The organism is Aeromicrobium chenweiae, from assembly GCF_003065605.1.
Classification (GTDB): domain Bacteria; phylum Actinomycetota; class Actinomycetes; order Propionibacteriales; family Nocardioidaceae; genus Aeromicrobium; species Aeromicrobium chenweiae.
Genome location: NZ_CP026952.1, coordinates 3353031 through 3376796 on the forward strand (window position 1 = coordinate 3353031; position 23766 = coordinate 3376796).

Below are 23766 nucleotides of genomic sequence, written 5' to 3' on the forward strand. Positions count from 1 at the left end.
GTGCGACCGAATGCAAAGACCCCCGGAGCCAAGGCTCCGGGGGTCTTGCGGTGATCTAGTTCAGATCAGTGGGATCAGAGGGGACGGATGTTCGTCGCCTGCAGGCCCTTCTGGCCCTGCTCCACGTCGAACTCGACCTTCTGGTTCTCGTCGAGCGAGCGGTAGCCGCTCGTCGCGATGGCCGAGAAGTGCGCGAACACGTCCTCGCTGCCGTCGTCGGGGGCGATGAATCCGAAGCCCTTGTCAGCGTTGAACCACTTGACAGTTCCTGTAGCCATTGTCTTGCTCCTTCTTGCGAATTGCCGATCGCGCCTTTCGCGAACGGCCGTCGCGACACACATCCAACCGAGAAGAAATCAAGACCACAAACATGGAACGTCATTCGTTCGTACAGCCCAACGTCGTGCAACTGATGTCCACCCTAGCGCGTTTCGGCGCCCAACGGGGAATCGGGCACCGGATCGACGTATCGGGCGCGTCGCGCGGCCCGGCGAAGCGTCGCGAGAATGGCCGGACCGAGGGCCACGAGGGCGATCGAGTTGGTGATCGCCCGCCCGGTGTCCCAGCCCGCGGTGGAGGTCAGGAGGGTGTAGATCCCGAAGCGGTGCAGGTTGTCCCACAGCGGCGCACCGGGCACGAACGACAGCCCGCCTTCGTGGCCGGGCACCTCGACGCCGAGCAGGAACGGCCACGACGACATGTTCATGAGCAGCCCGTACAGGTACGAGATCACGATCCCGTAGACGACCAGCACCGCGATCTCGGCCTTGCCCGTGAATCGCCGCGGCAGCATCCCCGCGCCCATCCCGATCCACGCCGAGGCAAGCATCTGGAACGGCATCCACGGCCCCACCCCGGAGGTGATGAGCGCCGACGCGAACAACGACGTGCAACCGAGCACGAACCCGAAACCGGCACCGAACACCCGTCCCGCCAGGATCAGCAGGAAGAAGACCAGCTCGATGCCCGCGGTGCCGGCCCCGAGGGCGCGCATCGCCGCGTTGATCGCGGTCAGCACGCCGAGCATCGCCAGCGCCTTGGAGTCCATGCCGCCCTCGGTCAGCTCGGCGACGACGACGCCCACGATCAGCGGGAGCAGCAGCAGGAAGAAGAACGGCGGGTCGACCCGGGTGGTGTCCTGGTCGGGCGCGAGCAGCAGCGGCCACAGGAACATCATCAGGCCGGCGACGGATGCCACCGTGATGACCGCGACCGACCGCGGACGCACCCGGATGGCGGAGACCACGCTCATCCCAGGGCCTCCGCGACCTGCTCGACGGTCAGCCAGGCCGGGCCGAGGATCTTGGAGACCTGGGGCGCGAACGCGGGCGACTCGGCCAGCACCGTGGCCGTCCGCCCGGTGGAGACGACCTCGCCGTCCGCCAGGACGACGCACCGGTCGGCCACGTGCGCGATGAACTCGATGTCGTGGCTGGCGAGGAGCACGGACCGCCCCTGCGCCGTGATGCCGCGCAGGATGTCGGCGAGGGCCGTCTTGGCGAGGTAGTCCAGGCCACGGGTCGGCTCGTCGAGCGCGACCACGGGCGGATCGGCCGTCAGGACGATCGCCAGCACCACCGACAGCCGCTGCCCCTCGGAGAGGTCCCGCGGGTGGGCGTCGCCGGCGATGCCCGGGACGAGCCGGTCCAGGATGCTGCGGCAGGTCCCCGGTTCGGCGTCGGCCTGGCGGTCCGCCGCGGCGCACTCCTGGTCGACGGTCTCGAGGTAGAGCAGGTCGCTCGCGGTCTGCGGCACCAGGCCGACCAGCGCGCGGGCCTTGCTGCTGGACAGCTCCCCCGGGTCCTGCCCGTGCACCGAGACCGTCCCGCTGCGCCGCTTGCCGGTGCCCTGCACGGCCCACAGCAGGCTGGACTTGCCCGAGCCGTTGCGCCCCATCAGCGCCACGACCTCCCCGGCCGGCACCACCAGGTCGACGTCCCGCACCGCGACGAGCGAGCCGTACGCCACCGAGACGCCGCGGGCGGTCAGCAGCGCTGCGGGCGTCTCGTCCGACGGCGGCGTCGGGACGGGCAGCTCACCGAGCGAGCCTCGGGCACGGCGGGCCTCGCGCACCGACAGCGGCAGCGGCGACCAGCCGGCCAGCCGGCCCAGCTCGATGACCGGCGGCGCCACGACGGAGTCCACGAGCATCCGTGCGGGCGGCCCGTCCCGGACCGTGCCGTCCTCGACGAGCACGAGCCGGTCGGCGAACGGGATGACCCGCTCCATGCGGTGCTCGGCGACCACGACGGTCAGTCCCAGGTCGTCGACCAGGCGGGCCAGGGTGGCCAGGACGTCCTCGGCCGCGGTCGGGTCGAGCGCGGAGGTCGGCTCGTCCAGCACCAGGACCCGTGGGTGCATCGTCAGGACCGCACCGATCGCGACCCGCTGTTGCTGGCCGCCGGACAGGGTCCGGAGCGGGCGGGACCGCAGCGATGCGATGCCGAGCAGGTCGAGGGTCTCCTCGACCCGGCGACGCATCGTCTGCGGGTCCAGCCCCAGCTGCTCCATCCCGTACGCGAGCTCGTCCTCGACGATGTCGCTGACGAACCCGGCGAGCGGGTCCTGCCCGACGTAGCCGATGACGTCCGCCAGCTCGCGGGGTGCCCGACCGCGGATCGACGCCCCGTCGACCAGCACGTCGCCAGCCAGCTCCCCGCCGGTGAAGTGCGGGACGAGGCCGTTGAACGTCCCGAGCAGGGTCGACTTGCCCGAGCCCGTGCGTCCGGCGACGAGCACCAGCTCGCCCTCGGGCAGCACGAGGTCGACGCCACGCAGCGTCGGCGCGGACGCTCCGTCGTGGCGGAACGACAGCCCGCGCAGCTCGATCATCGCCGCACCTCCGCCATCGGGTCGAGCACCGGCGGGGGCGTGAGGAAGGCCGGCACGACGCCGATCATGACAGCGACGAGAGCCGCGGCGGACAGCGCCGGGGCCTCCGACACCGACGACAGGATGACCGCGGGCTCGCGGTCGGCGAGCACGCCCACCAGCAGGGCCGGCACCACGCCGGAGGCGACCGCGACGATCTCGCCGGCCCGCCAGCGGTCGGGGCGGTAGCGCGTACGCTCCACGCGGCGTCCGGCCGAGGCGAATCCCAGGGCCGCGAGCGCGCCACCGGCCAGGAGCATGGGCCAGGACAGCAGCCGTGGGGTGGTCGCGTCGAGGTATCCGTACGTGCCGACGCACAGGCCGATCAACCCGGCCAGCATCAGCGCGCCGGTCCAGGCCCGCTCGCGGCTCGTCGCCCGACCGGACCGGCCGTAGCCCCGGGCATCCATGCCTGCCGCCAGGGACATCGAGCGCTCGAGCGCGTCCTCGAGCACCGGCACGACGATGCGGCGCAACGACGACATCCCCTTGCCCGGATCGCCCCGCAGCCGGCGGGCGCGACGCACCCGCTGCACGCTCTCGGCGAGCTGGGGGAACACCGACAGGGCGACGACGACGGCCGTGCCGACCTCGTACAGCGCCGGGGGGAGCGACTTGAGCAGGCGCTTGGGGTTGGCCAGGGCGTTGGCCGCTCCGACGCAGATGATGATCGCGGCCAGGCGCATGCCGTCGTACAGGCCGGCGAGGAGCGAGTCCCGGGTGACCGCACCCAGCAGGGTCACCCCCGCGGCGGCGTCCGGGAGCGGGATCTCCGGCAGCCGGAACAGCACGGGGCCACTGCCGCTGCCGCCGAGCAGGATGCGGAACAGCACGCGGATCACGACGACCGCGAGCCCGAGGTACAGGTAGATCCGGAACGACATCGCCCACGGCGCCTCGGTGCGCCGGGCGAGCACCACCAGGCAGGTGACGAGCACCACAAGCAGGATCAGGACGGGGTTGGCCATCTGCGAGACGGCAGCCGCGAGCCCCAGGGACCAGATCCACCAGGCCCCGGGGTGCAGGTCGCGCGGCAGGACGGTGGCCCGCTCCATCGTCGCCTTTATGAGGGCCCGCCCGCCGTCCGGCGGCGCCACAGGACGGCAGCCATCCCGCCGACCAGCGCCAGCGCCAGGACGCCCGCGACCCAGCCGAGCGAGCCCGAGGAGTCGTCGGTGGCCGCGACGGGCCGCGGCCCCTCGGACTCCGCGGAGCGCTCGGGGGCGGCGGACTGCGGGGCGGACGCGGTCGGCTCGACCTCCGGGAAGGTCCTGCTGGTCGAGTCCTGGAACTCGAAGGCCACCCATCCGCCGTCGGGCACCTTCAACGAGCCCACGCCCTGGCTCGCGTACGACCACTCACCGCTCGCGCCGTCTGACCAGAACAACCCCCAGTAGGCGTCGCCCGGAGGGACGCTCGCGCAGCCCGCCCCGGCCGGCACGCCGTCGACCTGGCACACGAAGCCGGGCTGTCGCTGGACGGGAGTCAGGACGTGCCCCGCGTCCCGGAAGCTGTCCGCCGCGGTGCCGCCGCCGTCCTCGTCGCACGACACCGTGGAGCCCACGACGACGGTGACCCCGACACCCTCCGCGCAGGCGGCGGCTGCTGCTGGGCCGGGCTGGACGAGGACGGTGGCTGCCACCGCGAGCAGGAGCGCGGTGATCGCACGGCCGGGGCGCGAGGACATCAGCTCACCGCGAACCCGTGGTGGGACCCGCCGGCAGGGCGTCGAGGCCGAGGACGGCCTGGACGCTCGCTCGCACGTACCGGTCCCGGTCGGCCTTCGCGACGGTCGTCCCGGCGGCCGCGGAGAGATCCGCCGCGTTGACCGCGATCGCGCCCTTCTCGGGGCCACCGTCCACCTGCAGGCCGGCGAGCCACGTGGCCGCGCGACGGGCGGGCCTCTGGTGCCCGGTGAGCGCGAGCGCCGCTGCGGCCTGGCCGGTGCTGTTGCTGTTGGGACCGCCCGCGTCGGAGAACGATCCGTCGTCGGCCTGGGTCCGGACGAGCCACTCGGCCGCCTCGTCGATGTCGTCGTCCAGCCCGGAGCTGCCCTGGTCGGCCGCGACCTGCAGCGACTGGATCGCGAACGCGGTCCCGTCGACGCTGCCCGGACCGTCCGTGCACGGCTTGCTGGCCATGTCCTCACGGAAGGAGCCGTCGTCGCACTGCTGCTTGAGCAGGAACCCGACGGCCGCGTCGGCGTCATCGCTCTTGGCCGTCGCCAGGGCCTGGACGGTCCAGGCCTGGTTGAGGACACTGGTCGACTGGAACTTCCCGTCGGGGGCGTCCTTGGCCCGGCCCGTCTCGGCGCCGGTCGGCACCACGAGGGCCTCGAGCTCGTCGATGAGGTGGCGTGACCCCACCGCGTTGGCGTCGTCGCCGTGGGCCTGGACCATCGCGGCGAGCTTGGCCAGCGCCCCGGCGTAGCGGGTGCCGCCGGGCGGGTCGGTGTAGTCGTCGGCGTGCGCGAGGGTCGCCCGGTAGACCTTCTCGGCCGTCTTCGGGTCACCCAGGTCGGTCAGGGCGGCGTAGAGGTCGAGGTTGAGCCCGTAGTCGACAAAGGGGGTCACGTCGCCGGTCTCCACGTCGGTGAAGTGGCTGGTGAACAGGTCGTCGTCGCCCCGCTGGTCGGACAGCCACACGACCGCAGCTCTCTGGGGGGCGTTCGGCCCGGTGTCCTTCTCGGCCGACTTCCCGTCCGAGGAGGAGCAGGCGACGAGGGCCGGCGCGATGGCCAGGACCGCGAGGCGGCGCAGGATGGTGCTCTTCACAGGTGTCCTTCCCGCTGCCACGGGAAAGAGGGCGTGAGCCCGTCCCGTGTGTTCCTCGACAGCGTGGATCGGTCGTCCCCACAGCAGGTGCTCCGGCTCGCCACACGAGGTGGCCTACGGTTGCGGGTCAGCGCCGGACTTGGACCGGCTTCCCCTGGCATGCGGGTGGATGGAGTTGTGCCGAATGGCAGAAAGAATTTAACACTCGCCGTTCCCACGACCTATCCGGCCGAGGACAGACCTGTCCTGACCGAGCGTCAGGGGCGCCAGCGGTGGTTGCGTCGCCAGACGGTGCCGGCGGGGTGCCGGAACTCGATGTGGCCGTCGGGGGTTTGTCGGGCGTGCCAGTCGTCGTGGTGGACGAGGCGGTGGTGGTGGGGGCAGATCAGGACGCCGTCGTCGAGGGTGGTGGTGGCACCGTGGGCCCACGGCTGGCGCCAGTGGTGGCCTTCGCAGTCCTCGGGCGGCCGGTCGCAGCCGGGGAAGGCGCAGCCGTGGTCACGATGAGCGAGGGCCTGCTTCTGGGCCTTGGTGAACAGGCGTTGCTCGTGGCCGTGGTCCAGCGGCAGGGAGGTGCCGCCGAAGACCTGCGGGATGATGCCCAGGTTGCAGGCCATCAGGCGGGCCTGGGCGGCTGAGATGCGGGTGCCGGTGGACAGGGTCGCGGCCTTGACACCTCGGACGAGCGTGTCGAGGTCGAGGTGGACCATGAGGGTCGCGCCGAGGCCGGAGCGGCCGGGCAGCAGGTGGCCGGGCAGGCGCGAGCAGATCTCGGCGAATCCCATGCCCAAGCGGGTGCGGTGCTCCAGGTCGCGGTCGTAGATCGACGGTTCGCCGGGCCCGGTGTCGGCGTCGGGCCGGGCGCCGGGGTGGTCGCGCAGGTGGTCACGGCGGGGTGCGGAGACAGCCTTGATCGCGGTGGCGAGCATGTCGGCCTGGGCATCGGGCAGCGTGAAGCCTCCGGTGGTGGTGCCGTCGCCGTTCGGGCGGCTCCAGAACTGCGAGGCGGCCCAGGCGCGTTTCTCCTGGGCGTGCAGCGAGTCGCTCTCGATGGTGTCGACCTCGGGCTCGGGCTTGAGCTGGTCCGTGATCCGCCGGGACCGCGTGCGCAGGTCCTTGAGGCTGTAGCGGGCAGCGTCACCGATGAGCGTGTCTTCGCAGGCCTGTTTCTGCTCGGGCGTGGTCCCGTCGGGCAGGTCGCCGATCGCGTCGGCGATGATGCCGGCCTGCTTGGCACCGATGCGCCCGCGGGCCAACGCCTCCTCGGTGGCGGGCGCGGCCTCCAGCGCCTTGGCCTGGTGGACCATCGCGTCGCCGGTGCGCCGGTCACCACCGAACGCTCCGGCCAGCATCGCGCCCGTTGACGTCGCGCCGACCTGCTGGGCGAGGCCCGAGGCCTCCAAGGCCCGTGTCGCGGCCAGCTGCTGGGCCCGGACCCGCGCCTCGACCCGCAGCAGGCGCTCGGCCAGACGACGCACCGCAGCCGGTTCCAACCCGTCCCACGCGCCCACCGGCATCCGGTCCAACGCAGCCTCGATCGCTGCGACCCCACCCGACAGCGGGTCGGGGAGCTGATCGAGGAGCTGAGCGGACATGAGGACACCCTCGGAGAAAGTCGTCGCACGCTTTCGCCCGTGTCGAGACGGTGCCCTCCAGCATCAGGCACCGCGGGCCAGTCACAGTCAGCCTCTGGTCAGCTCGAGGGCTGTTGCGAATTCTTCCCCCTCGATGCCTCCATGCTACCCCCGGCCACCGTCGAAGTCGAACATGTGTTCGAATGGTGAGACGGAGTTCTGCGAAGACCCTGCTCGCCACCATGACCTCGCTGCCGGGACCTCACCGCGCTAGTACGGTTGCGCCATGACGCTCAGCGACGAACTGCGGATCGCCCTCGACGGCAAGTGGCGCCATGTGCGGGAGCAGTCCCGCAAGGAGCTGGCCGAGATGGATCTGGCGTACGACCACGACCTGACCCTCGACCAGGCACGCGCCCGAGTCCTGGAACAGATGAAGCAGCTCGTCCCGACCGGCATCCCGGCGGCCGGCTTCCGCGAGTCCAGCGGAGGCACGGGTGACCCCGGCATGGCGGTCACCGGCATCGAGATGCTGGCCCAGTTCGACCTGTCGCTGATGGTCAAGGCCGGCGTGCAGTGGGGCCTGTTCGGCGGGGCCATCGAGAACCTCGGCACCGAGCGGCACCACCAGGCGTACATCCCCGGGCTCATCAACCTCGACATCCTCGGCTGCTTCGCGATGACCGAGACCGGCCACGGCAGCGACGTGCAGAGCCTCGAGACCACCGCGACGTACGACCCGGCGACGCAGGAGTTCGTCATCAACTCCCCCACGCCGTCGTCGCGCAAGGACTACATCGGCGGCGCTGCGGCGCACGCCCAGTACGCCGCGGTGTTCGCCCAGCTCATCACCAAGGGCGAGGGCTACGGCGTGCACTGCTTCGTCGTCCAGCTGCGCGACGACGAGGGCAACGACCTGCCGGGCATCACGACGTCCGACGACAAGCACAAGGGTGGGCTCGGTGCGGTCGACAACGGGCGCATCATGTTCGACCAGGTCCGCATCCCGCGGGAGAACCTGCTGAACAAGTACGGCCAGGTCGACGAGGGCGGCACGTACTCCTCGCCCATCGAGAGCTCGAACGCCCGGTTCTTCACGATGCTGGGCACACTGATCCGCGGCCGCATCAGCGTGGGCGGATCGGCCAGCGCGGCGACCGAGGTGGCCCTCAGCATCGCGGGCCGGTACGCGCTCAAGCGCCGGCAGTTCGGTCCGGACGACGAGCACGAGGTGCTCCTCATGGACTACCGCATGCACCAGCGTCGCCTGCTGCCGCTGATCGCCAAGTCGTACGCGATGCGGTTCGCGCAGAACCAGCTCGTGGCCCGCATGGACCGCATCCAGCGCTCGGACGACCCGCCACCGCCGCACCAGCAGCGCGAGCTGGAGAGCCGGGCGGCCGGCCTCAAGGCGGCTCAGACCTGGCACGCGACCAAGGCGATCCAGGAGGCCCGCGAGGCCTGCGGTGGCGCCGGGTACCTCGCCGAGAACCGCCTGACGACGCTGAAGGGCGACACGGACGTCTTCACGACGTTCGAGGGCGACAACCACGTGCTGTTCCAGCTCGTCGCCAAGGAGCTGCTGACGTCGTACGCGCAGGAGGTCGGCGGGCTCGACCCGGTCGGCCTGGTGCGCTTCGCTGCCGGCACCGTGGCCGATGTCGTCAAGGAGCGCACGGCGGCGTCGCAGCTGATCCAGCGCCTCATCGACGCCCGCCCCGGCAGCAGCGACGACGACCATGACCTGCTCGACCGCGGCACCCAGCTCAACCTGTTCGAGGACCGCGAGCAGCACGTGCTCGAGACGGCCGCCCGGCGGCTGCGACGCGCCGGCCAGGACCCGGTCGAGGCGTTCGCGGTCTTCAACGCCGCCCAGGACCACGTCATCCGTGCGGGCCGGGTGCACATCGAGCGCATCGTCCTCGAGGCGTTCACCGCGGGCATCGCGCGCTGTGAGGACCCCGAGGCCCAGGAGCTGCTCCGCGACGTCTGCTCGCTGTACGCGCTCACGGCGATCGAGGAGGACCTGGCCTGGTTCATGGGGCACAACCGGTTGTCCGACACGAGGGCCAAGACCGTGACCCACCTGGTCAACGACCTGCTCGAGAAGCTGCGTCCGCACACCCTCACCCTGGTCGAGGGATTCGGGGTGCCCGAGTCGACGCTCAACGCCGCGATGCTGCTGGACTGACGGGCCCCGACACGCCGGGACATCGGTCTCTTGCACGGGGCGCGCGAACCGCGATCCCGTGCAAGGATGAGCCGACCTGTCACCAACCCCCCGTGGAGAGACCCATGCGTCTGAACACCCTCGCCAGGACCGGCGCCGCTCTGACGGCCTCCGCCCTGGTCATCACCCTCAGCTCCGGGCCGGCCAACGCCGCCGACTCGACCTCCGTCGGCGCCGTCGAGTCGTCCGCTCCCGCCGCGGGTCAGCGCACCAGCTTCGCGTCCGCCGATTTCCGCGCCGCGGGCACCGTGCGTCCGGCAGCCATCTCGCTGGCGAAGTTCAAGCTGCGGTCCGGCGTCATGACCAGCGGCAAGCTCACCGGCATCTGGGGCGACGTGATCCCCGCCGGCAGCGGCTCGGTCAAGTACGCCGTCACCAAGGTCACGGTCAACGGCAAGTACAAGGGTCAGACCTACCTCTACCCGGGCGACCAGGCCCAGGGCGGCATCAACATGCCCCGCATCTGGGGCTCCGGTCCCGTCGTGCTGGGTCCGACGACCTTCACCTACGCGGACGGCTCGACGAGCGTCGACCAGACGCGGAGCAACACGTTCTACTTCCGCAAGAACATCAAGACGACGCACAAGAACGGCAGCGCCCTCAAGATCCGCCGGGTCAACAAGAAGGTCACCTTCAAGGCGCAGAACATCAAGATCGTCCAGCCCTCGACCGGCAAGTACGTCTCGGTCAAGAGGGTCAAGCTGCAGTACAAGAAGGGCAGCAAGTGGAAGACCCAGAAGACGATCAAGCTGAACAGCAAGGGCAACGGCACCTACAAGCGCAAGACCTCGAGCAAGAAGCGCTACCGCCTCTACCTGCCGCAGACGGCCACGACCGTGCAGTTCCGCACGTACACGAGCTCCAAGATCTGAGTCGGCCGCACTGAACGAAGGCCCCCGCCCCCTCCCGGGTCGGGGGCCTTCTGCCGTCCCCAGCCCCTGGAATGACAGGGTGTTCCGGCCCTGAAGCTGGCGGTCGCGCTTGGACCTGCGTGGAAGGATGGATCGGTCTTGTCACGACCCATCGACTCACCTCAGGGGAGCTTCACCATGCGTTCATCTATCGCCGCCCGGACGGGCGCCGTCGTCACGGCCACCGCGCTCGCGCTGACCCTCGGCGTCGGATCCGCGTCCGCCGCCGACCCGAAGAGCACCGCCGCCAAGGCTGCTCCCACCCAGAAGCACGTCTCGAAGTTCCACCTCAAGTCCGGTGTCATCACCCAGCACACCCGCTCCGGCGTCTACGGAGACGTGCTGCTCAAGGGACCCGGCAAGGTCAAGTCCATCAAGACCGAGGTGCGCATCAACGGCGTCCGCAAGGGCACGGTCAAGCTCTACACCGGCAGCTACAAGAAGTCGCGCAGCGGGAAGATCAAGGGCGGCGGAGTCGACCTCCCGCGTCGCTGGGGTGCCGGCGCCGTCGTGCTGGGCCCGACGACCTTCACCTACAGCAACGGGGCGACCACGGTCGACCAGAAGAAGAGCAACCGGTTCTACATCCGGCGCGACGTCAAGACGCTCAAGAGCAACAACACGGCGCTGGTCATCAAGCGCACGAACAAGAAGGTCACCTTCAAGGTCCAGCGCGTGAGCATCGTCAAGCCCTCCTCCGGCAAGTACGTCTCCGCCGGTTCGGTGAAGCTGCAGTACAAGTCCTCCACCGGCAAGTGGAAGACCAAGAAGACGATCAAGCTCAACAGCAAGGGCAACGGCACCTACAAGCGCACCACCTCCGCCAAGCAGCGCTACCGCATCCACGTGTCGAAGACGGACACGCGGGTCCAGTTCCGCACCCGTCCGAGCGGTCGCATCTAGCGGCTGCCGGTCCTCGCGACGGCCCTCGACCCCGCCCGGGTCGGGGGCCGTCGTGCGTCAGAAGTCGCCGGCGGCGGAGCGGACGGCCTTGAGCAGCTCGAACGCCTGGTCCTGCTGCTCCCCGTCGAGCCCGACCACCGCGAAGTCGATCGCCATCACGGCGTCCGTCGCCTGGGCCAGCACCTGCTTGCCCTCGTCCGTCAGCTCGGCGAACGTACGGCGGCGGTCCGTCTGGTCGGCGACCCGTCGCACGAGGCCCTGCGTCTCGAGACGGTCCATCGCGTTGGTGACCGAGGTGGGGTGGACCATCAGGCGCTCGCCGATCTTGCTCAACGGCAGACGTCCTGCCGCGCTGAACGAGATGAGCTGCAGGACCTCGTAGCGGGCGAACGTGATGCCGAACGGCTTGAGGGCGGCGTCGAGCTCGGAGCTGATGAGTTGCTGCACACGCATGATCGAGGTCGCGAGGCGCATCGAGCGGGACTCGCCGATGTGCTCGACCCACAGCTCGGACGCCCGCTCGATCGGGTCGAACGGCAGGCGAGGCTCGACGGGCATGGGCTACATCGTAGGGGACCGCCCACCGCGCCCATCGCCTGCCATCCAAGGCCAATTCACGGCGGACGATGAGGGGAACGGGTCGCTCCCGCTGCCGCAAACCCTCATGCCGCAGCCGGCTCGCCAGAATTAGTTGGATGTCCTAGTATTGGACCTCCACAGATCTTCTCCGGGAGCCCGCATGCCTGACCTTCACGTCCCGACCCACCCGGTGCGCTTCGTCACCGCGTCCGCGCTCTTCGACGGGCACGACGCCTCGATCAACATCATGCGACGGATCTTCCAGTCGCAGGGCGCCGAGGTCATCCACCTCGGTCACAACCGCTCGGTCAAGGAGGTCGTCGACGCCGCGATCGAGGAGGACGTGCAGGGCATCGCGGTCTCGTCCTACCAGGGCGGGCACGTCGAGTACTTCGAGTACCTCGTGGAGTCGCTGCGCGAGCAGGGTGCGGGCCACATCCACGTCGTCGGCGGCGGTGGCGGCGTGATCGTCCCCGAGGAGATCGCCCGGCTGCGGAAGTCCGGCGTCACGATCTTCTCGCCCGAGGACGGTCAGCGCCTCGGCCTCGTCGGCATGATCAACTCGGTGGTCAAGGACTGCGACTTCGACCTCACCGAGCTCGGCGGGCTGGACCTCGACGCGCTGCTCGCCGGCGAGCGTCCGGCGATCGCCCGTGCGATCACGCTGGCCGAGGCCGGCTCCCTCAGCGAGGCCCAGCGCGAGCGCATCTCGGCCGCTGCCGCCGCGCACTCCTCCCCCGTCCTCGGCATCACCGGCACGGGCGGCTCCGGCAAGTCGTCCCTGACCGACGAGCTGGTCCGCCGCTTCCGCGTCGACCAGCAGGACAAGCTCCGCGTCGCCGTGATCGCGGTCGACCCGACCCGCCGCCGCGGCGGCGGCGCCCTGCTCGGTGACCGCATCCGGATGAACTCGCTCGACGGCGAGCACGCGTACTTCCGCTCCCTCGCGACCCGCGGCTCGCACGAGCTGCCGGACTCCCTCAGCGACGTGATCGACGTCGTCAAGGCGGCCGGCTTCGACCTCGTGATCGTCGAGACCCCCGGCATCGGCCAGGGCGACGCGGCCATCGTCCCGTTCGTCGACTCCTCGCTGTACGTCATGACACCCGAGTTCGGCGCCGCGTCGCAGCTCGAGAAGATCGACATGCTCGACTTCGCGAACACCGTCGCGATCAACAAGTTCGAGCGCCGTGGGGCCAAGGACGCGCTCCGCGACGTGGGGCGTCAGATGGTCCGCAACCGCGAGGCGTTCGGCAAGCGCCCCGAGGACATGCCGGTCTTCGGCACGTCGGCCGCGACGTTCAACGACGACGGCGTCACCGCGCTCTACCAGCACCTGCGCGACGAGCTCGGCGCTGCGGGGCTCCCCGTCGGCGAGGGCATCCTGCCCGCGGTCGACGTGAAGTTCTCCAGCGGCATCCAGCAGGTCGTGCCGACCGACCGGGTCCGTTACCTGTCGGAGATCACCGAGACGGTCCGCGGCTTCCACGCCGAGACCGAGCGGCTCGCCGAGGCGGCCGACCGCGCGCAGCGCCTGGAGACCACGGCCGCCGAGCTCGCCGAGGCCCAGCTCGACGCCGCGAGCGTCGAGGAGCTCCTGGCCACCGCCAGGAAGGCGGTCCCGCACGAGGTCTCCGACCAGATCGAGGCCTGGCCGGCCGTCGTGGAGTCGTACTCCGGCGACGAGCAGGTCGTGAAGGTCCGCGACAAGGAGATCCACACGCAGCTCACCCGCGAGTCGCTGTCGGGCAACAAGATCCCGCGCGTCTCGCTGCCGAAGATGACGAACCACGGCGAGCTCGTGCGCTTCTGGCGCCGCGAGAACCTGCCGGGCTACTTCCCGTACACAGCCGGCGTCTTCCCCTTCAAGCGCGACGGCGAGGACCCCGCACGCATGTTCGCCGGCGAGGGCGACCCGTTCCGCACCAACCGCCGCTTCAAGCTGCTGTCCGAGGACGGCGACGCGACCCGGCTCTCGACCGCGTTCGACTCCGTGACGCTGTATGGCCGCGACCCCGACCCGCGCCCGGACGTCTACGGCAAGGTCGGCACGTCGGGCGTCTCGGTCGCGACCCTCGAGGACATGAAGGCGCTGTACGACGGCTTCGACCTCGTCTCCCCGTCGACCTCGGTGTCGATGACGATCAACGGACCGGCTCCCACGGTCCTGGCGTTCTTCCTCAACACGGTCATCGACCAGCAGGTCGACACGTTCCGCGAGAAGGAGGGCCGCGAGCCGTCCGAGGACGAGCTCGCCGACCTGCGGTCGTACGCCCTGCGATCGGTCCGCGGCACCGTGCAGGCCGACATCCTCAAGGAGGACCAGGGCCAGAACACGTGCCTGTTCTCCACCGAGTTCTCCCTGCGGATGATGGGCGACATCCAGCAGTACTTCATCGACGAGGGCGTCCGGAACTTCTACTCGGTCTCGATCTCGGGCTACCACATCGCCGAGGCCGGGGCGAACCCCATCAGCCAGCTCGCATTCACCCTCGCGAATGGCTTCACGTACGTCGAGTCGTACCTCGCGCGGGGCATGGACATCGACGACTTCGCGCCGAACCTGTCGTTCTTCTTCTCCAACGGCATGGACCCCGAGTACTCGGTCCTCGGCCGCGTCGCCCGCCGCATCTGGGCGATCGCGATGAAGGAGAAGTACGGCGCGAACGACCGCTCGCAGAAGCTCAAGTACCACGTGCAGACGTCGGGCCGCTCGCTCCACGCGCAGGAGATGGACTTCAACGACATCCGCACGACGCTCCAGGCGCTCATCGCGATCTACGACAACGCCAACAGCCTGCACACCAACGCGTACGACGAGGCCGTCACGACCCCGTCGCAGGAGTCGGTGCGCCGGGCGCTCGCGATCCAGCTCATCATCAACCGCGAGTGGGGCCTGGCGATGAACGAGAACCCGCTGCAGGGCTCGTACATCATCGACGAGCTGACCGAGCTGGTCGAGAACGCGGTGCTCGCCGAGTTCGACGCGATCAACGAGCGCGGCGGCGTGCTCGGCGCGATGGAGACCGGCTACCAGCGTGGACGCATCCAGGACGAGTCGATGCTCTACGAGCACCGCAAGCACGACGGCTCGCTGCCGATCATCGGCGTGAACACCTTCCGGCGTCCCGCGTCCGAGGGCGAGGAGGAGCACACCGTCGAGCTCGCCCGGGCGACCGAGACCGAGAAGGAGTCGCAGCTCGCCCGCGTCCGCTCGTTCCACGAGGCGCACACCACCGAGGCGGCCGAGGCGCTGGAGCGCCTGCGGCTCGCGGCCATCCACCACGAGAACGTCTTCGCGGTGCTGATGGACGCGGCGCGGGTGTGCTCGCTGCAGCAGGTCACCGAGGCGTTCTTCGAGGTGGGCGGCCAGTACCGGCGCAACGTCTGACGTCAGAACCCGGCGGCCAGCCGGTGGTACGCCTGGTTCCAGCGCAGCTCGCGCAGGAACGAGCGCGGGGTCGTGCTCGAGTCGATGTGCAGCAGCTCGGTGCGCACCATCTCGGCGAGATCCTCGAACTCCTCGATCCCGACCGCGGTGGTCAGCACCGTGTGGTGCGGACCGCCGGCGATGATCCAGGACTCGGCGGCCGTCGCCAACGAGGGGTGCGCCTGCCACATCGCGCAGGCCACCGGCAGGTTGGGCAGCGGCTCGTCCGGCTCGACCAGGGTGATGTCGTTGGCGGTGAGCCTGAACCGGTCGCCGAGGTCCGACAGGCCGACGACGATCCCTTCGCCGGGGTCCGCGACGAACCGCATGCGGACCGGGTCCTCGCGGTTGCCCATGCTGAGCGGGTGCACCTCGACGGTCGGCCGCGCTGACGTGATGGTCGGGCACACCTCGAGCATGTGCGCACCCAGCGACTTCTCGTTCCCCGGCTCCAGGTGGTACGTGTAGTCCTCCATGAACGAGGTGCCGCCGGGCCGTCCCGCCGCCATCGCCTTGGTCGTGCGGACCAGCACCGAGGTCTTCCAGTCCCCCTCGCCGCCGAAGCCGTAACCGTCGGCCATGAGCCGCTGGACCGCCAGCCCGGGCAGCTGCCGGAGACCGCCGAGGTCCTCGAAGCTGGTGGTGAACGCACCGAAGCCGCCGCCCTCGAGGAAGTCCCGCAGCCCGGCCTCGAGGCGCGCGGCGTACCGCAGGCTGTCGTGGCACTCGCCGCCGGGCCGCAGCTCGGGCGCCACGTCGTACCGCTCCTCGTACTCGGCCACGAGCGGGTCGACCCGCTCGTCCGGCACCGCGTCGACCACCGCGACGAGGTCGTTGACGCCGTACGTGTTGACCGAGACGCCGAACCTCCGCTCGGCCTCGACCTTGTCGCCCTCCGTGACGGCGACGTCACGCATGTTGTCACCGAACCGGGCGACCTTCAGCGCCCGGAGCTCCGCGGCACCCGCGGCGGCCCGCGCCCAGGCGCCGACCCGACGACCGACGTCGGGGTTGCTGATGTGCCCGGCGACGGTCTTGCGGGCCACGCCGAGCCGGGTCTGGATGAAGCCGAACTCGCGGTCGCCGTGGGCGGCCTGGTTGAGGTTCATGAAGTCCATGTCGATCGTCGCCCACGGGATGTCCCGGTGCGCCTGGGTGTGCAGGTGCAGGAACGGCTTCTGCAGCGCGTCGAGACCCTGGATCCACATCTTGGCTGGAGAGAACGTGTGCATCCAGCCGATCAGGCCCACGCAGCGGTCGTCCGCGTTCGCCGCCAGGATCGTCCGGCGGATCGCGTCGGACGACGTCAGCACCGGCTGCCAGACGACGGGCATCGAGAGCTCGGGCGAGGCCGCGAGCGCCTCCACGACCTGCGTCGACTGCTCCGCGACCTGGCGCAGGGTGTCCTCGCCGTACAGCCCCTGGCTGCCGGTGAGGAACCAGATCTCGCGAGCGGCGGTCGTCATGGACGTCTCCTTCTGGTGGGACGCGGCGGCCTCACTGGCCGTACGCACTCTGGTAGCGGTCGTGGAGACGCTCGACCTGCTCGGGCGTCAGGGCTCGCGGGTCGCCGAGCTGCCGCGCGATGTGGGTCGTCCGGGCGACGTCCTCGCACATCACGGCGGCCTTGACGGCGGCGCGGGCGTCGGCCCCGATCGCGAAGACGCCGTGGTTCTGCATCAGGACGGCGGGCGACGGGCTCCCCCGCAGGGTGTCGACGATGCCGCGGCCGATCGAGTCGTCGCCGATCAGCGCGAACGGGCCCACCGGGATGTCGCCGCCGAACTCGTCGGCCATCATCGTCAGGACGCACGGGATGGGCTCGGCGCGGGCGGCCCAGGCGGTCGCGTACGTCGAGTGGGTGTGCACGACACCACCCACGTGCGGCAGGTGCCGGTAGACGTAGGCCTGCGCGGCGGTGTCGGACGACGGGGCGAGATCGCCCTCCAGCACCCGTCCGGCCAGGTCGGTCACGACCATGTTCTCGGGGGTCAGGTCGTCGTAGCCGACGCCGCTGGGCTTGATCACCATCGCGTCCGCGCCCGGGACGCGGGCCGAGACGTTGCCGGCGGTCCAGACCACGAGCTGGTAGCGGGTCAGCTCCGCGTGCAGGCGGCACACCTCCTCGCGCAGCTGCCGGATCGTCTGGTGGACGTCGCTCGTGACGGTCATGGCGACCCCTCCGTCAGCGCCTCGCGCCGCAGCCCGCGCAACCGATGCATGACGTCGTTGCCGCCACGCCCGAAGTGGTCGTGCAGGGTCGTGTACTCCTTGAACAGGCGGTCGTACACCCTCGAGCGCCGTTCGTCGGGCTGGACGACAGCCCGACGAACGGAGCCCATGGCCTTCGCGGCGGCGCGTATGTCCGCGTACGCACCGGCCGCGACGGCGGCATGGAGGGCGGACCCCAGCGCGGGGCCCTGTTCCGACCCGATCACCGAGAGCGGCATGCGGGTCACGTCGGAGTAGATCTGCATCAGGAGATGGTTCTTGGACAGGCCGCCCGCGATCACGAGGTCGTCGACGGGCACCCCGGCCTCCTCGAACGCCGTGAGGATCGTGCGCGTCCCGAAGGCGGTCGCCTCGATCAGGGCCCGGTACACGTCCTCAGGACGGGTCGCGAGCGTCTGCCCCAGGACCAGGCCGGTGAGCTCGTGGTCGACCAGGACCGAGCGGTTCCCGCTGTGCCAGTCCAGCGCGACCAGGCCGTGCGCCCCGACCGGCTGGCGGGCCGCGAGCTGCGTCAGGTGCTCGTGGACGTCGATCCCGCGGGCCTCGGCCTCGTCGCGGACCCGGCCGGGGACGCCGTGCTCGACGAACCAGCCGAAGATGTCCCCGACACCGCTCTGCCCGGCCTCGTAGCCCCAGCTCCCCGCGACGATGCCACCGTCGACCGCACCGCACATGCCCGGCACGTCCCGCAGGACGCTCGCGCTCATCACGTGGCACGCCGAGGTGCCCATGATCATGACCATCTGGCCGGCGTCGACGGCCTGGGCAGCCGGCGCCGTGACGTGGGCGTCGACGTTGCCGACGGCCACGGCGATCCCGGTCGGCAGCCCGGTCCACTGGGCGGCGCGGGCGGTCAGGGACCCGGCACGGTGCCCCAGCTGGCCGATGGGCTGGCGAAGTTTAGCGTTAACAAAGTCGACAAATCGAGGATCGAGGGCGGCCGTGAAGTCATCCCCCGGGTAGGCGCCGTCCTGCAGCATGCCCTTGTACCCGGCCGAGCAGGCGTTGCGGACGTGCACGTCGCTCAGCTGCCACACGATCCAGTCGGCCGCCTCGACCCAGCAGTCCATCGCGGCGTACAGCTCGGCATCCTCCTCCAGCACCTGCAGGGCCTTGGCGAACTCCCACTCCGAGGAGATCAGCCCGCCGTACCGCGCCAGCCAGGCCTCGCCCCGATCCCGCGCCAGCGTCGTGATGCGATCGGCCTGGTCCTGCGCGGCGTGGTGCTTCCAGAGCTTGACGTACGCGTGCGGGCGGTCGGCCAGCTCGGGCAGCTCGCACAGCGGGGTGCCGTCCGCGAGCGTCGGCACCATCGTGCAGGCGGTGAAGTCGGTCGCGATGCCGATCACCTGCGACGGGTCGATGCCGGACGCCCGCACGGCCTCGGGCACCGCGTGGCGCAGGACGTCGACGTAGTCCGCAGGCACCTGCAACGCCCAGTCCGGCGGCAGCGGCCGGTCGGGGGCGGTCGGCAACGCGTCGGTGATGACGCCGTGACGGTAGGGGTGGACCGCGCTGCCGAGCTCGCGGCCGTCGGCGACCGCCACGACCAGCGCCCGACCCGACAGCGTGCCGAAGTCGACGCCGACCACGTACTGCTCGGTCATGGCCGCCTCCCGGACGGGGCGGTGCTGGAGCGCACGATCAGCTCGGGCTCGATGAGGCGCGGCAGGTCGTCGTCCTCGCCGGCGATCGCCGCGTGGAGCACCGCGATCGCCCTGCGGCCGACCTCGTGGAAGTTCTGCCGGACGGTCGTGAGGGGCGGGTTGAGGTACTCGACCTCCGGCGAGTCGTCGAAGCCCACGATGCTGACGTCGTCAGGCACCGCGAGCCCCGCCTCGTGCAGCGCCCGCATCAGGCCGATCGTCATCTGGTCGTTCGCGACGAAGACCGCGCCGGCCGCCCCCTCGTCGACGATCCGGCGGCCGGCCTCGTAGCCGCTGCGGGCCGTCCAGTCGCCGAGGTGGAGCGATCCCGGCTCGCGACCGGCGTCGCGGTGGGCGTCCTCCCATCCCTGCCGGCGGGCCTCGGCCTCGGTCCACTCCAGCGGACCGCGGACGTGGCTGACGCTCGGGTGCCCGAGCCCGAGCAGGTGGGACGTCGCCTCGTACGCGCCCTGGTGCTGGTCGACGCCGACCGCGAACCGGGCGCGGGTCAGGTCGCCCTCCACCACGACGAGCGGCACGCCGGGGTCCTGGTGGCGGATCACGTCGAGCGCCTCGTACTGGGCGGCGATCATCACGATGCCCTCGACGGACTGGCGCATGAGGTGGTCGATCGCGTCGGTCAGCGACTCGGCCGTCACGCTCGACAGGCTCACCGATCCGGCGAAGTAGCCCGCCTGGCGGGCCGCGTCCTCGACCGTCCGGTGGATGCTCGTGGGTCCGTACAACCCCGACTCCGTGCTGATGATGCCGATCGTGGACGACCGCCGCGTCACCAGCGCACGCGCCGCCGTGTTGGGCCGGTAGCCGAGCTGCTTGATCGCGGCCTCGACCCGTTGGCGGGTCGACTCCTTGATGTTGGGCATCCCGTTGATGACCCGGGACACCGTCTGGTGGGAGACGCCGGCGACCTTGGCGACGTCGGCCATGACCGGTGCGTGGTTCGGGACTGTCGTCATGCCTGCCTCCGGGTGAACAGCCGCTGGATGACCACGAAGACCAGCAGGAGCACGCCGATCGTGATCTTGGTCCACCAGGAGCTGAGGTTGCCGTCGAACGAGATGAAGGTCTGGATCGTCCCGAGGACCAGCACGCCGAGCGCCGATCCCAGGACCAGTCCGGACCCGCCGGCCAGCAGCGTACCGCCGATCACGACCGCGGCGATGGCGTCGAGCTCCATGCCGACCGCGTGGAGGCTGTAGCCCGACAGCATGTAGACCGAGAACAGCAGGCCCGCAAGGGAGGAGCAGAAGCCGCTGATGACGTAGACGCCCACCTTGGTGCGCGCGACCGCGAGCCCCATCAGCAGCGCCGACTGCTCACTGCCGCCCACCGCGTAGACCGTGCGGCCGAACCGCGTCATGTGCAGGCCCCAGGCGGCGACGGCCAGGACGAACAGGGCGACCAGCACCGCGGGCGTGATGAAGTAGCCGCCCGGCAGGTCGATCGTGCCCATCGCGAACGAGGTGAAGGTGGGGTCCTTGATCGGGATCGACTCGATGCTGATCAGGTAGCAGAGGCCCCGGGCCAGGAACATGCCGGCGAGGGTCACGATGAACGGCTGGATCTCGAAGTAGTGGATCACCAGCCCCATCAGCAGCCCCAGCACCGAGCCGCTCAGCAGCACCGCGACGACCACCAGCGCCGCGGGCCAGCCGGCACGCAGGGTCGAGGCGGCGACCATGGTCGACAGCGCGACCACCGAGCCGACCGACAGGTCGATCCCCCCGGTCAGGATCACGCAGGTCATGCCGACGGCCAGCACGATCAGGAAGGCGTTGTCGACGAGCAGGTTGAGGATGACCTGCGGAGACGTGAAGCCCTCGTACCGGATGCCACCGGCGCCGAGCATGCCGACGAACAGCGCCGCGGTCGCGAGCACCGGGTAGAAGCGTCGGGGCGGCGTCAGCTGGCGCAACCGGTCGGTGGCGGATCCGCGCAGGTCGTCGGCGGTGGGGGTGTGCGCGCTCATGCCTGGCTCCCTCTCGTCAGCAGTGGTGCGGGTCGGCGCACCCGGAGCACGGCCCGCGCCTTGGGCGACTGCAGCAGGCAGACCAGGATCACCACGATCGCCTTGAACAGGTAGTTCGTCTCGGACGGGATCCCGATCGTCGGGATCGTCGTGGCGAGGGTCTGGATGAACATCGCCCCGATGAACGTCCCGGTCAGCGAGAACCGGCCACCGGCCAACGAGGTGCCGCCGATGACGACCGCCAGGATCGCGTCGAGCTCGATGAACAGCCCGGCGTTGTTGGCGTCGGCCGCGCTCGTGTTGGACGCGATCATCAGCCCCGCGACGGCCGAGCAGAACGCGATGAAGACGTAGACCGTCCAGGTGATGGTCCGGGACCGGACCCCGGCCAGGCGGCTCGCCTCGGGGTTGATGCCGACGGCCTCGATCAGCATCCCGAGCGCCGTGCGCCGGGTCAGCACCGCAGTCACGAGCAGGATCGCCAGCGCGATGAGGATCGCGACCGGGAGACCCAGGACGAAGCCCGCACCCACCTTCTTGAACAGGCTGTTGTTGACCGTGATGATCTGGCCGTCGGTGATTAGCATCGCGAGTCCTCGTCCCGCCGTCATCAGGACCAGCGTCGCGATGATCGGCTGGATCCCGAGCACGGCGACGAGGAAGCCGTTCCACAGGCCCAGCAGGATGCAGACCCCGACGGCGAGGCTCATCGCGACGATCGCGCGGCCGGCGGACGACTCGTCGGGGGCCCCAGCGAGGTACGTGCACGACACGGCCCCGGCGATCGCGACGATCGCGCCCACCGACAGGTCGATGCCGCGGGTCGCGATGACCAGCGTCATGCCGAGCGCGATGAGCAGCGTCGGGGCGCCGTTGCGCAGGATGTCGATCAGGCTCCCGTAGAGGTGACCGTCCTGCACGCGGACCGAGAAGAACGACGGCGTGGCCACCAGGTTGACCAGCAGCAGGATGCCGAGGGCCAGGACCGGCCAGAAGAGCGGGTGCCGGAGCGCGCTACGCATCGGCGCGCACCTCCCCCGCGATGATCTCCAGGACGTCGGACACGGACACGTCGTCGTTGACCCGCTCGTCGATCTTGTGCCGGTCCCGCATGACCACGAGCCGGTCGCTCAGCCGCAGCACCTCCTCGAGCTCGGCGGAGATGAAGACGACGGCCACGCCCCGTCCGGCGAGATCGGTGACGAGCTGCTGGATCTGCGCCTTGGCGCCGATGTCGATGCCGCGGGTCGGCTCGTCGAGGATGAGGAGCTCCGGATCGGTGATCAGCCAGCGCGCGAGCAGCACCTTCTGCTGGTTGCCGCCGCTGAGGTTGCGCATCAGCGCCTGCGGGTCGGGCGGGCGGATGTCGAGGGCCTCGATGTACGAGCGCACGAGCCGCTCCTTGGTCCCGGCGTTGACCGGCCGCAGCCAGCCACGGGACGCCTGCAGCGCGAGGATCATGTTGTCGGCGATCGAGAGGTCCCCGATCACGCCCTCGGCGCGGCGGTCCTCGCTGGAGAACGCGATGCTGTGGTCGATCGCGTTGCGCGGGGTGCGGAGCCGGGTGCGCCTGCCCTTGACGCTGACCGTGCCGGTGTCGGCCGCGTCGGCGCCGAAGAGCAGTCTTGCCAGCTCGGTGCGGCCCGAGCCCAGCAGGCCCGCGACGCCGATGACCTCGCCGTCGAACACCGACAGGTCGACCGCCTCGACGCTTCCCTTGCGGCCCAGCTGGACGACCTGCAGGAGCGGCTCACCGGCCTCGACGACGTCCTTCTCCTCGGCCTGGCGCTCGATGCGCTCGAGGGTCTCCAGCTCCCTGCCGATCATCGCGCGCACCAGCTCGAGCCGGCTCGTCTCGGCGGTGACGTACTCACCGACCAGCTGGCCGTTGCGCAGGACCGTCATGCGGTCGGAGATCTCGAAGACCTGGTCGAGGAAGTGCGAGACGAACACGATGGCCGTGCCCTCGTTGCGCAGCGTGCGGATCACCGCGAAGAGCTTCTCCACCTCGTCGGCGTCGAGGCTCGACGTCGGCTCGTCGAGGATCAGCAGGTCGGCCTCGATGTCGACCGCGCGGGCGATCGCGACGAGCTGCTGGATCGCGATGGGGTGCTCGCCCAGCCGCGACCGCGGGTCGATGTCGAGTCCCAGACGGGTCAGGACGATGCCGGCGCGGCGGTTCATCGTGCGGGTGTCGATGCGACCGAAGGACCGGGGCTCGCGACCCAGGAGCATGTTCTCGGCCACCGTGAGGTTCGTGCAGAGGTTGACCTCCTGGTAGACCGTGCTGATGCCGGCGGCCTGCGACTCCGCCGGGCTGGTGAACGTGCGCGGCTCCCCACCGACCACGATCGTGCCCGCGTCGATCGCGTACACGCCGGTCAGCGCCTTGACGAGCGTCGACTTGCCGGCGCCGTTCTCGCCCATGAGCGCGTGCACCTCACCGGCCCGCAGGGTCAGCCCCACCGACTGGAGCGCCTTGACGCCCGGGAAGGTCACGGACACGCCGGTCATCTGCACGACGGGCGGCGCGACCGTCGCCTGGGGGGCCTCGGCTGCCATCTGGATCATCTCTGTTCCTCGGTTGTCGGGGTGGGCCCTGCGCGCGTCGACGCGCAGGGCCGCA

General features: G+C 70.4%; 19 protein-coding genes and 1 riboswitch. Of the genes, 4 read left to right on the plus strand and 15 right to left on the minus strand.

Features of this window, described 5'->3' with window-relative positions:
* Positions 1-74: 74 nt before the first annotated feature.
* From C3E78_RS16330 to C3E78_RS16360, 7 genes are all read right to left on the minus strand, one after another.
* Positions 75-278, minus strand: a complete 204-nt coding sequence (locus C3E78_RS16330; RefSeq protein WP_056208020.1) for a cold-shock protein — start codon at positions 276-278, stop codon at positions 75-77.
* A gap of 143 nt (positions 279-421) precedes the next feature.
* The gene (locus C3E78_RS16335; RefSeq protein WP_108580223.1) at positions 422-1252 is read right to left on the minus strand and encodes an ECF transporter S component family protein; all 831 of its coding nucleotides are present in this window, start codon (positions 1250-1252) and stop codon (positions 422-424) included.
* Positions 1249-2832 carry an ABC transporter ATP-binding protein gene (locus C3E78_RS16340; RefSeq protein ID WP_108580225.1) on the minus strand — a complete coding sequence of 528 codons (1584 nt, stop codon included), beginning with the start codon at positions 2830-2832 and terminating at the stop codon, positions 1249-1251. Before C3E78_RS16340 ends, C3E78_RS16335 begins: the two co-directional genes overlap by 4 nt.
* Entirely contained in the window at positions 2829-3926 is a 1098-nt protein-coding gene (locus C3E78_RS16345) for an energy-coupling factor transporter transmembrane component T (RefSeq protein ID WP_108580227.1), read from the minus strand. The genes C3E78_RS16340 and C3E78_RS16345 overlap by 4 nt, the downstream gene beginning before the upstream one ends.
* Positions 3927-3934: 8 nt before the next feature.
* Positions 3935-4558, minus strand: coding sequence for a hypothetical protein (locus C3E78_RS16350; RefSeq protein ID WP_108580229.1), 624 nt, complete (start codon positions 4556-4558; stop codon positions 3935-3937).
* 4 nt (positions 4559-4562) lie between these two features.
* Positions 4563-5645, minus strand: a complete 1083-nt coding sequence (locus tag C3E78_RS16355) for a prenyltransferase/squalene oxidase repeat-containing protein (RefSeq protein ID WP_108580231.1) — start codon at positions 5643-5645, stop codon at positions 4563-4565.
* A gap of 65 nt (positions 5646-5710) precedes the next feature.
* Positions 5711-5845, minus strand: a riboswitch (cobalamin riboswitch).
* A gap of 57 nt (positions 5846-5902) precedes the next feature.
* The gene (locus C3E78_RS16360) at positions 5903-7240 is read right to left on the minus strand and encodes an HNH endonuclease signature motif containing protein (RefSeq protein ID WP_108580233.1); all 1338 of its coding nucleotides are present in this window, start codon (positions 7238-7240) and stop codon (positions 5903-5905) included.
* A 265-nt stretch (positions 7241-7505) separates the two neighbouring features.
* Between C3E78_RS16360 and C3E78_RS16365 the strand changes: the two genes are divergently transcribed.
* The 3 genes from C3E78_RS16365 (at position 7506) to C3E78_RS16375 (ending at position 11263) form a co-directional block, all read left to right on the plus strand.
* Positions 7506-9410 carry an acyl-CoA dehydrogenase family protein gene (locus C3E78_RS16365; RefSeq protein WP_108580235.1) on the plus strand — a complete coding sequence of 635 codons (1905 nt, stop codon included), beginning with the start codon at positions 7506-7508 and terminating at the stop codon, positions 9408-9410.
* Positions 9411-9514: 104 nt separating this feature from the next.
* Positions 9515-10321: a hypothetical protein gene (locus C3E78_RS16370; protein WP_108580237.1), complete on the plus strand. Its 807-nt coding sequence runs from the start codon at positions 9515-9517 to the stop codon at positions 10319-10321.
* Positions 10322-10498: 177 nt separating this feature from the next.
* Complete coding sequence (locus tag C3E78_RS16375) at positions 10499-11263, plus strand: hypothetical protein (protein ID WP_108580239.1); 765 nt, start codon at positions 10499-10501, stop codon at positions 11261-11263.
* Between the two features lie 57 nt (positions 11264-11320).
* Here C3E78_RS16375 and C3E78_RS16380 read toward each other — a convergent pair whose 3' ends face one another.
* Positions 11321-11821: a MarR family winged helix-turn-helix transcriptional regulator gene (locus C3E78_RS16380; protein WP_108580241.1), complete on the minus strand. Its 501-nt coding sequence runs from the start codon at positions 11819-11821 to the stop codon at positions 11321-11323.
* A 181-nt stretch (positions 11822-12002) separates the two neighbouring features.
* Between C3E78_RS16380 and icmF the strand changes: the two genes are divergently transcribed.
* A complete protein-coding gene (gene icmF / locus C3E78_RS16385; protein ID WP_108580243.1) occupies positions 12003-15233 on the plus strand; it encodes a fused isobutyryl-CoA mutase/GTPase IcmF in 3231 nt (1076 codons plus the stop codon).
* Between the two features lie 2 nt (positions 15234-15235).
* On the opposite strand, the gene araA is transcribed toward icmF, so the two are convergent.
* Genes araA through C3E78_RS16420 form a run of 7 tightly spaced genes read right to left on the minus strand, consistent with a single transcriptional unit; the run spans position 15236 to position 23711 of the window.
* Positions 15236-16738, minus strand: coding sequence for an L-arabinose isomerase (gene araA / locus C3E78_RS16390; protein WP_108580245.1), 1503 nt, complete (start codon positions 16736-16738; stop codon positions 15236-15238).
* Between the two features lie 31 nt (positions 16739-16769).
* Positions 16770-17444 (minus strand): L-ribulose-5-phosphate 4-epimerase, encoded by a 675-nt coding sequence (locus C3E78_RS16395; protein ID WP_108580247.1) that lies wholly within the window; start codon positions 17442-17444, stop codon positions 16770-16772.
* Complete coding sequence (araB, locus tag C3E78_RS16400) at positions 17441-19111, minus strand: ribulokinase (protein ID WP_108580249.1); 1671 nt, start codon at positions 19109-19111, stop codon at positions 17441-17443. The genes C3E78_RS16395 and araB overlap by 4 nt, the downstream gene beginning before the upstream one ends.
* Complete coding sequence (locus tag C3E78_RS16405) at positions 19108-20127, minus strand: LacI family DNA-binding transcriptional regulator (RefSeq protein ID WP_168217234.1); 1020 nt, start codon at positions 20125-20127, stop codon at positions 19108-19110. The genes araB and C3E78_RS16405 overlap by 4 nt, the downstream gene beginning before the upstream one ends.
* Positions 20124-21140, minus strand: a complete 1017-nt coding sequence (gene yjfF, locus C3E78_RS16410; RefSeq protein WP_108580255.1) for a galactofuranose ABC transporter, permease protein YjfF — start codon at positions 21138-21140, stop codon at positions 20124-20126. Before yjfF ends, C3E78_RS16405 begins: the two co-directional genes overlap by 4 nt.
* The gene (locus C3E78_RS16415; RefSeq protein WP_108580257.1) at positions 21137-22162 is read right to left on the minus strand and encodes an ABC transporter permease; all 1026 of its coding nucleotides are present in this window, start codon (positions 22160-22162) and stop codon (positions 21137-21139) included. Before C3E78_RS16415 ends, yjfF begins: the two co-directional genes overlap by 4 nt.
* Complete coding sequence (locus tag C3E78_RS16420; protein WP_168217233.1) at positions 22155-23711, minus strand: sugar ABC transporter ATP-binding protein; 1557 nt, start codon at positions 23709-23711, stop codon at positions 22155-22157. Before C3E78_RS16420 ends, C3E78_RS16415 begins: the two co-directional genes overlap by 8 nt.
* Positions 23712-23766: the final 55 nt, after the last annotated feature.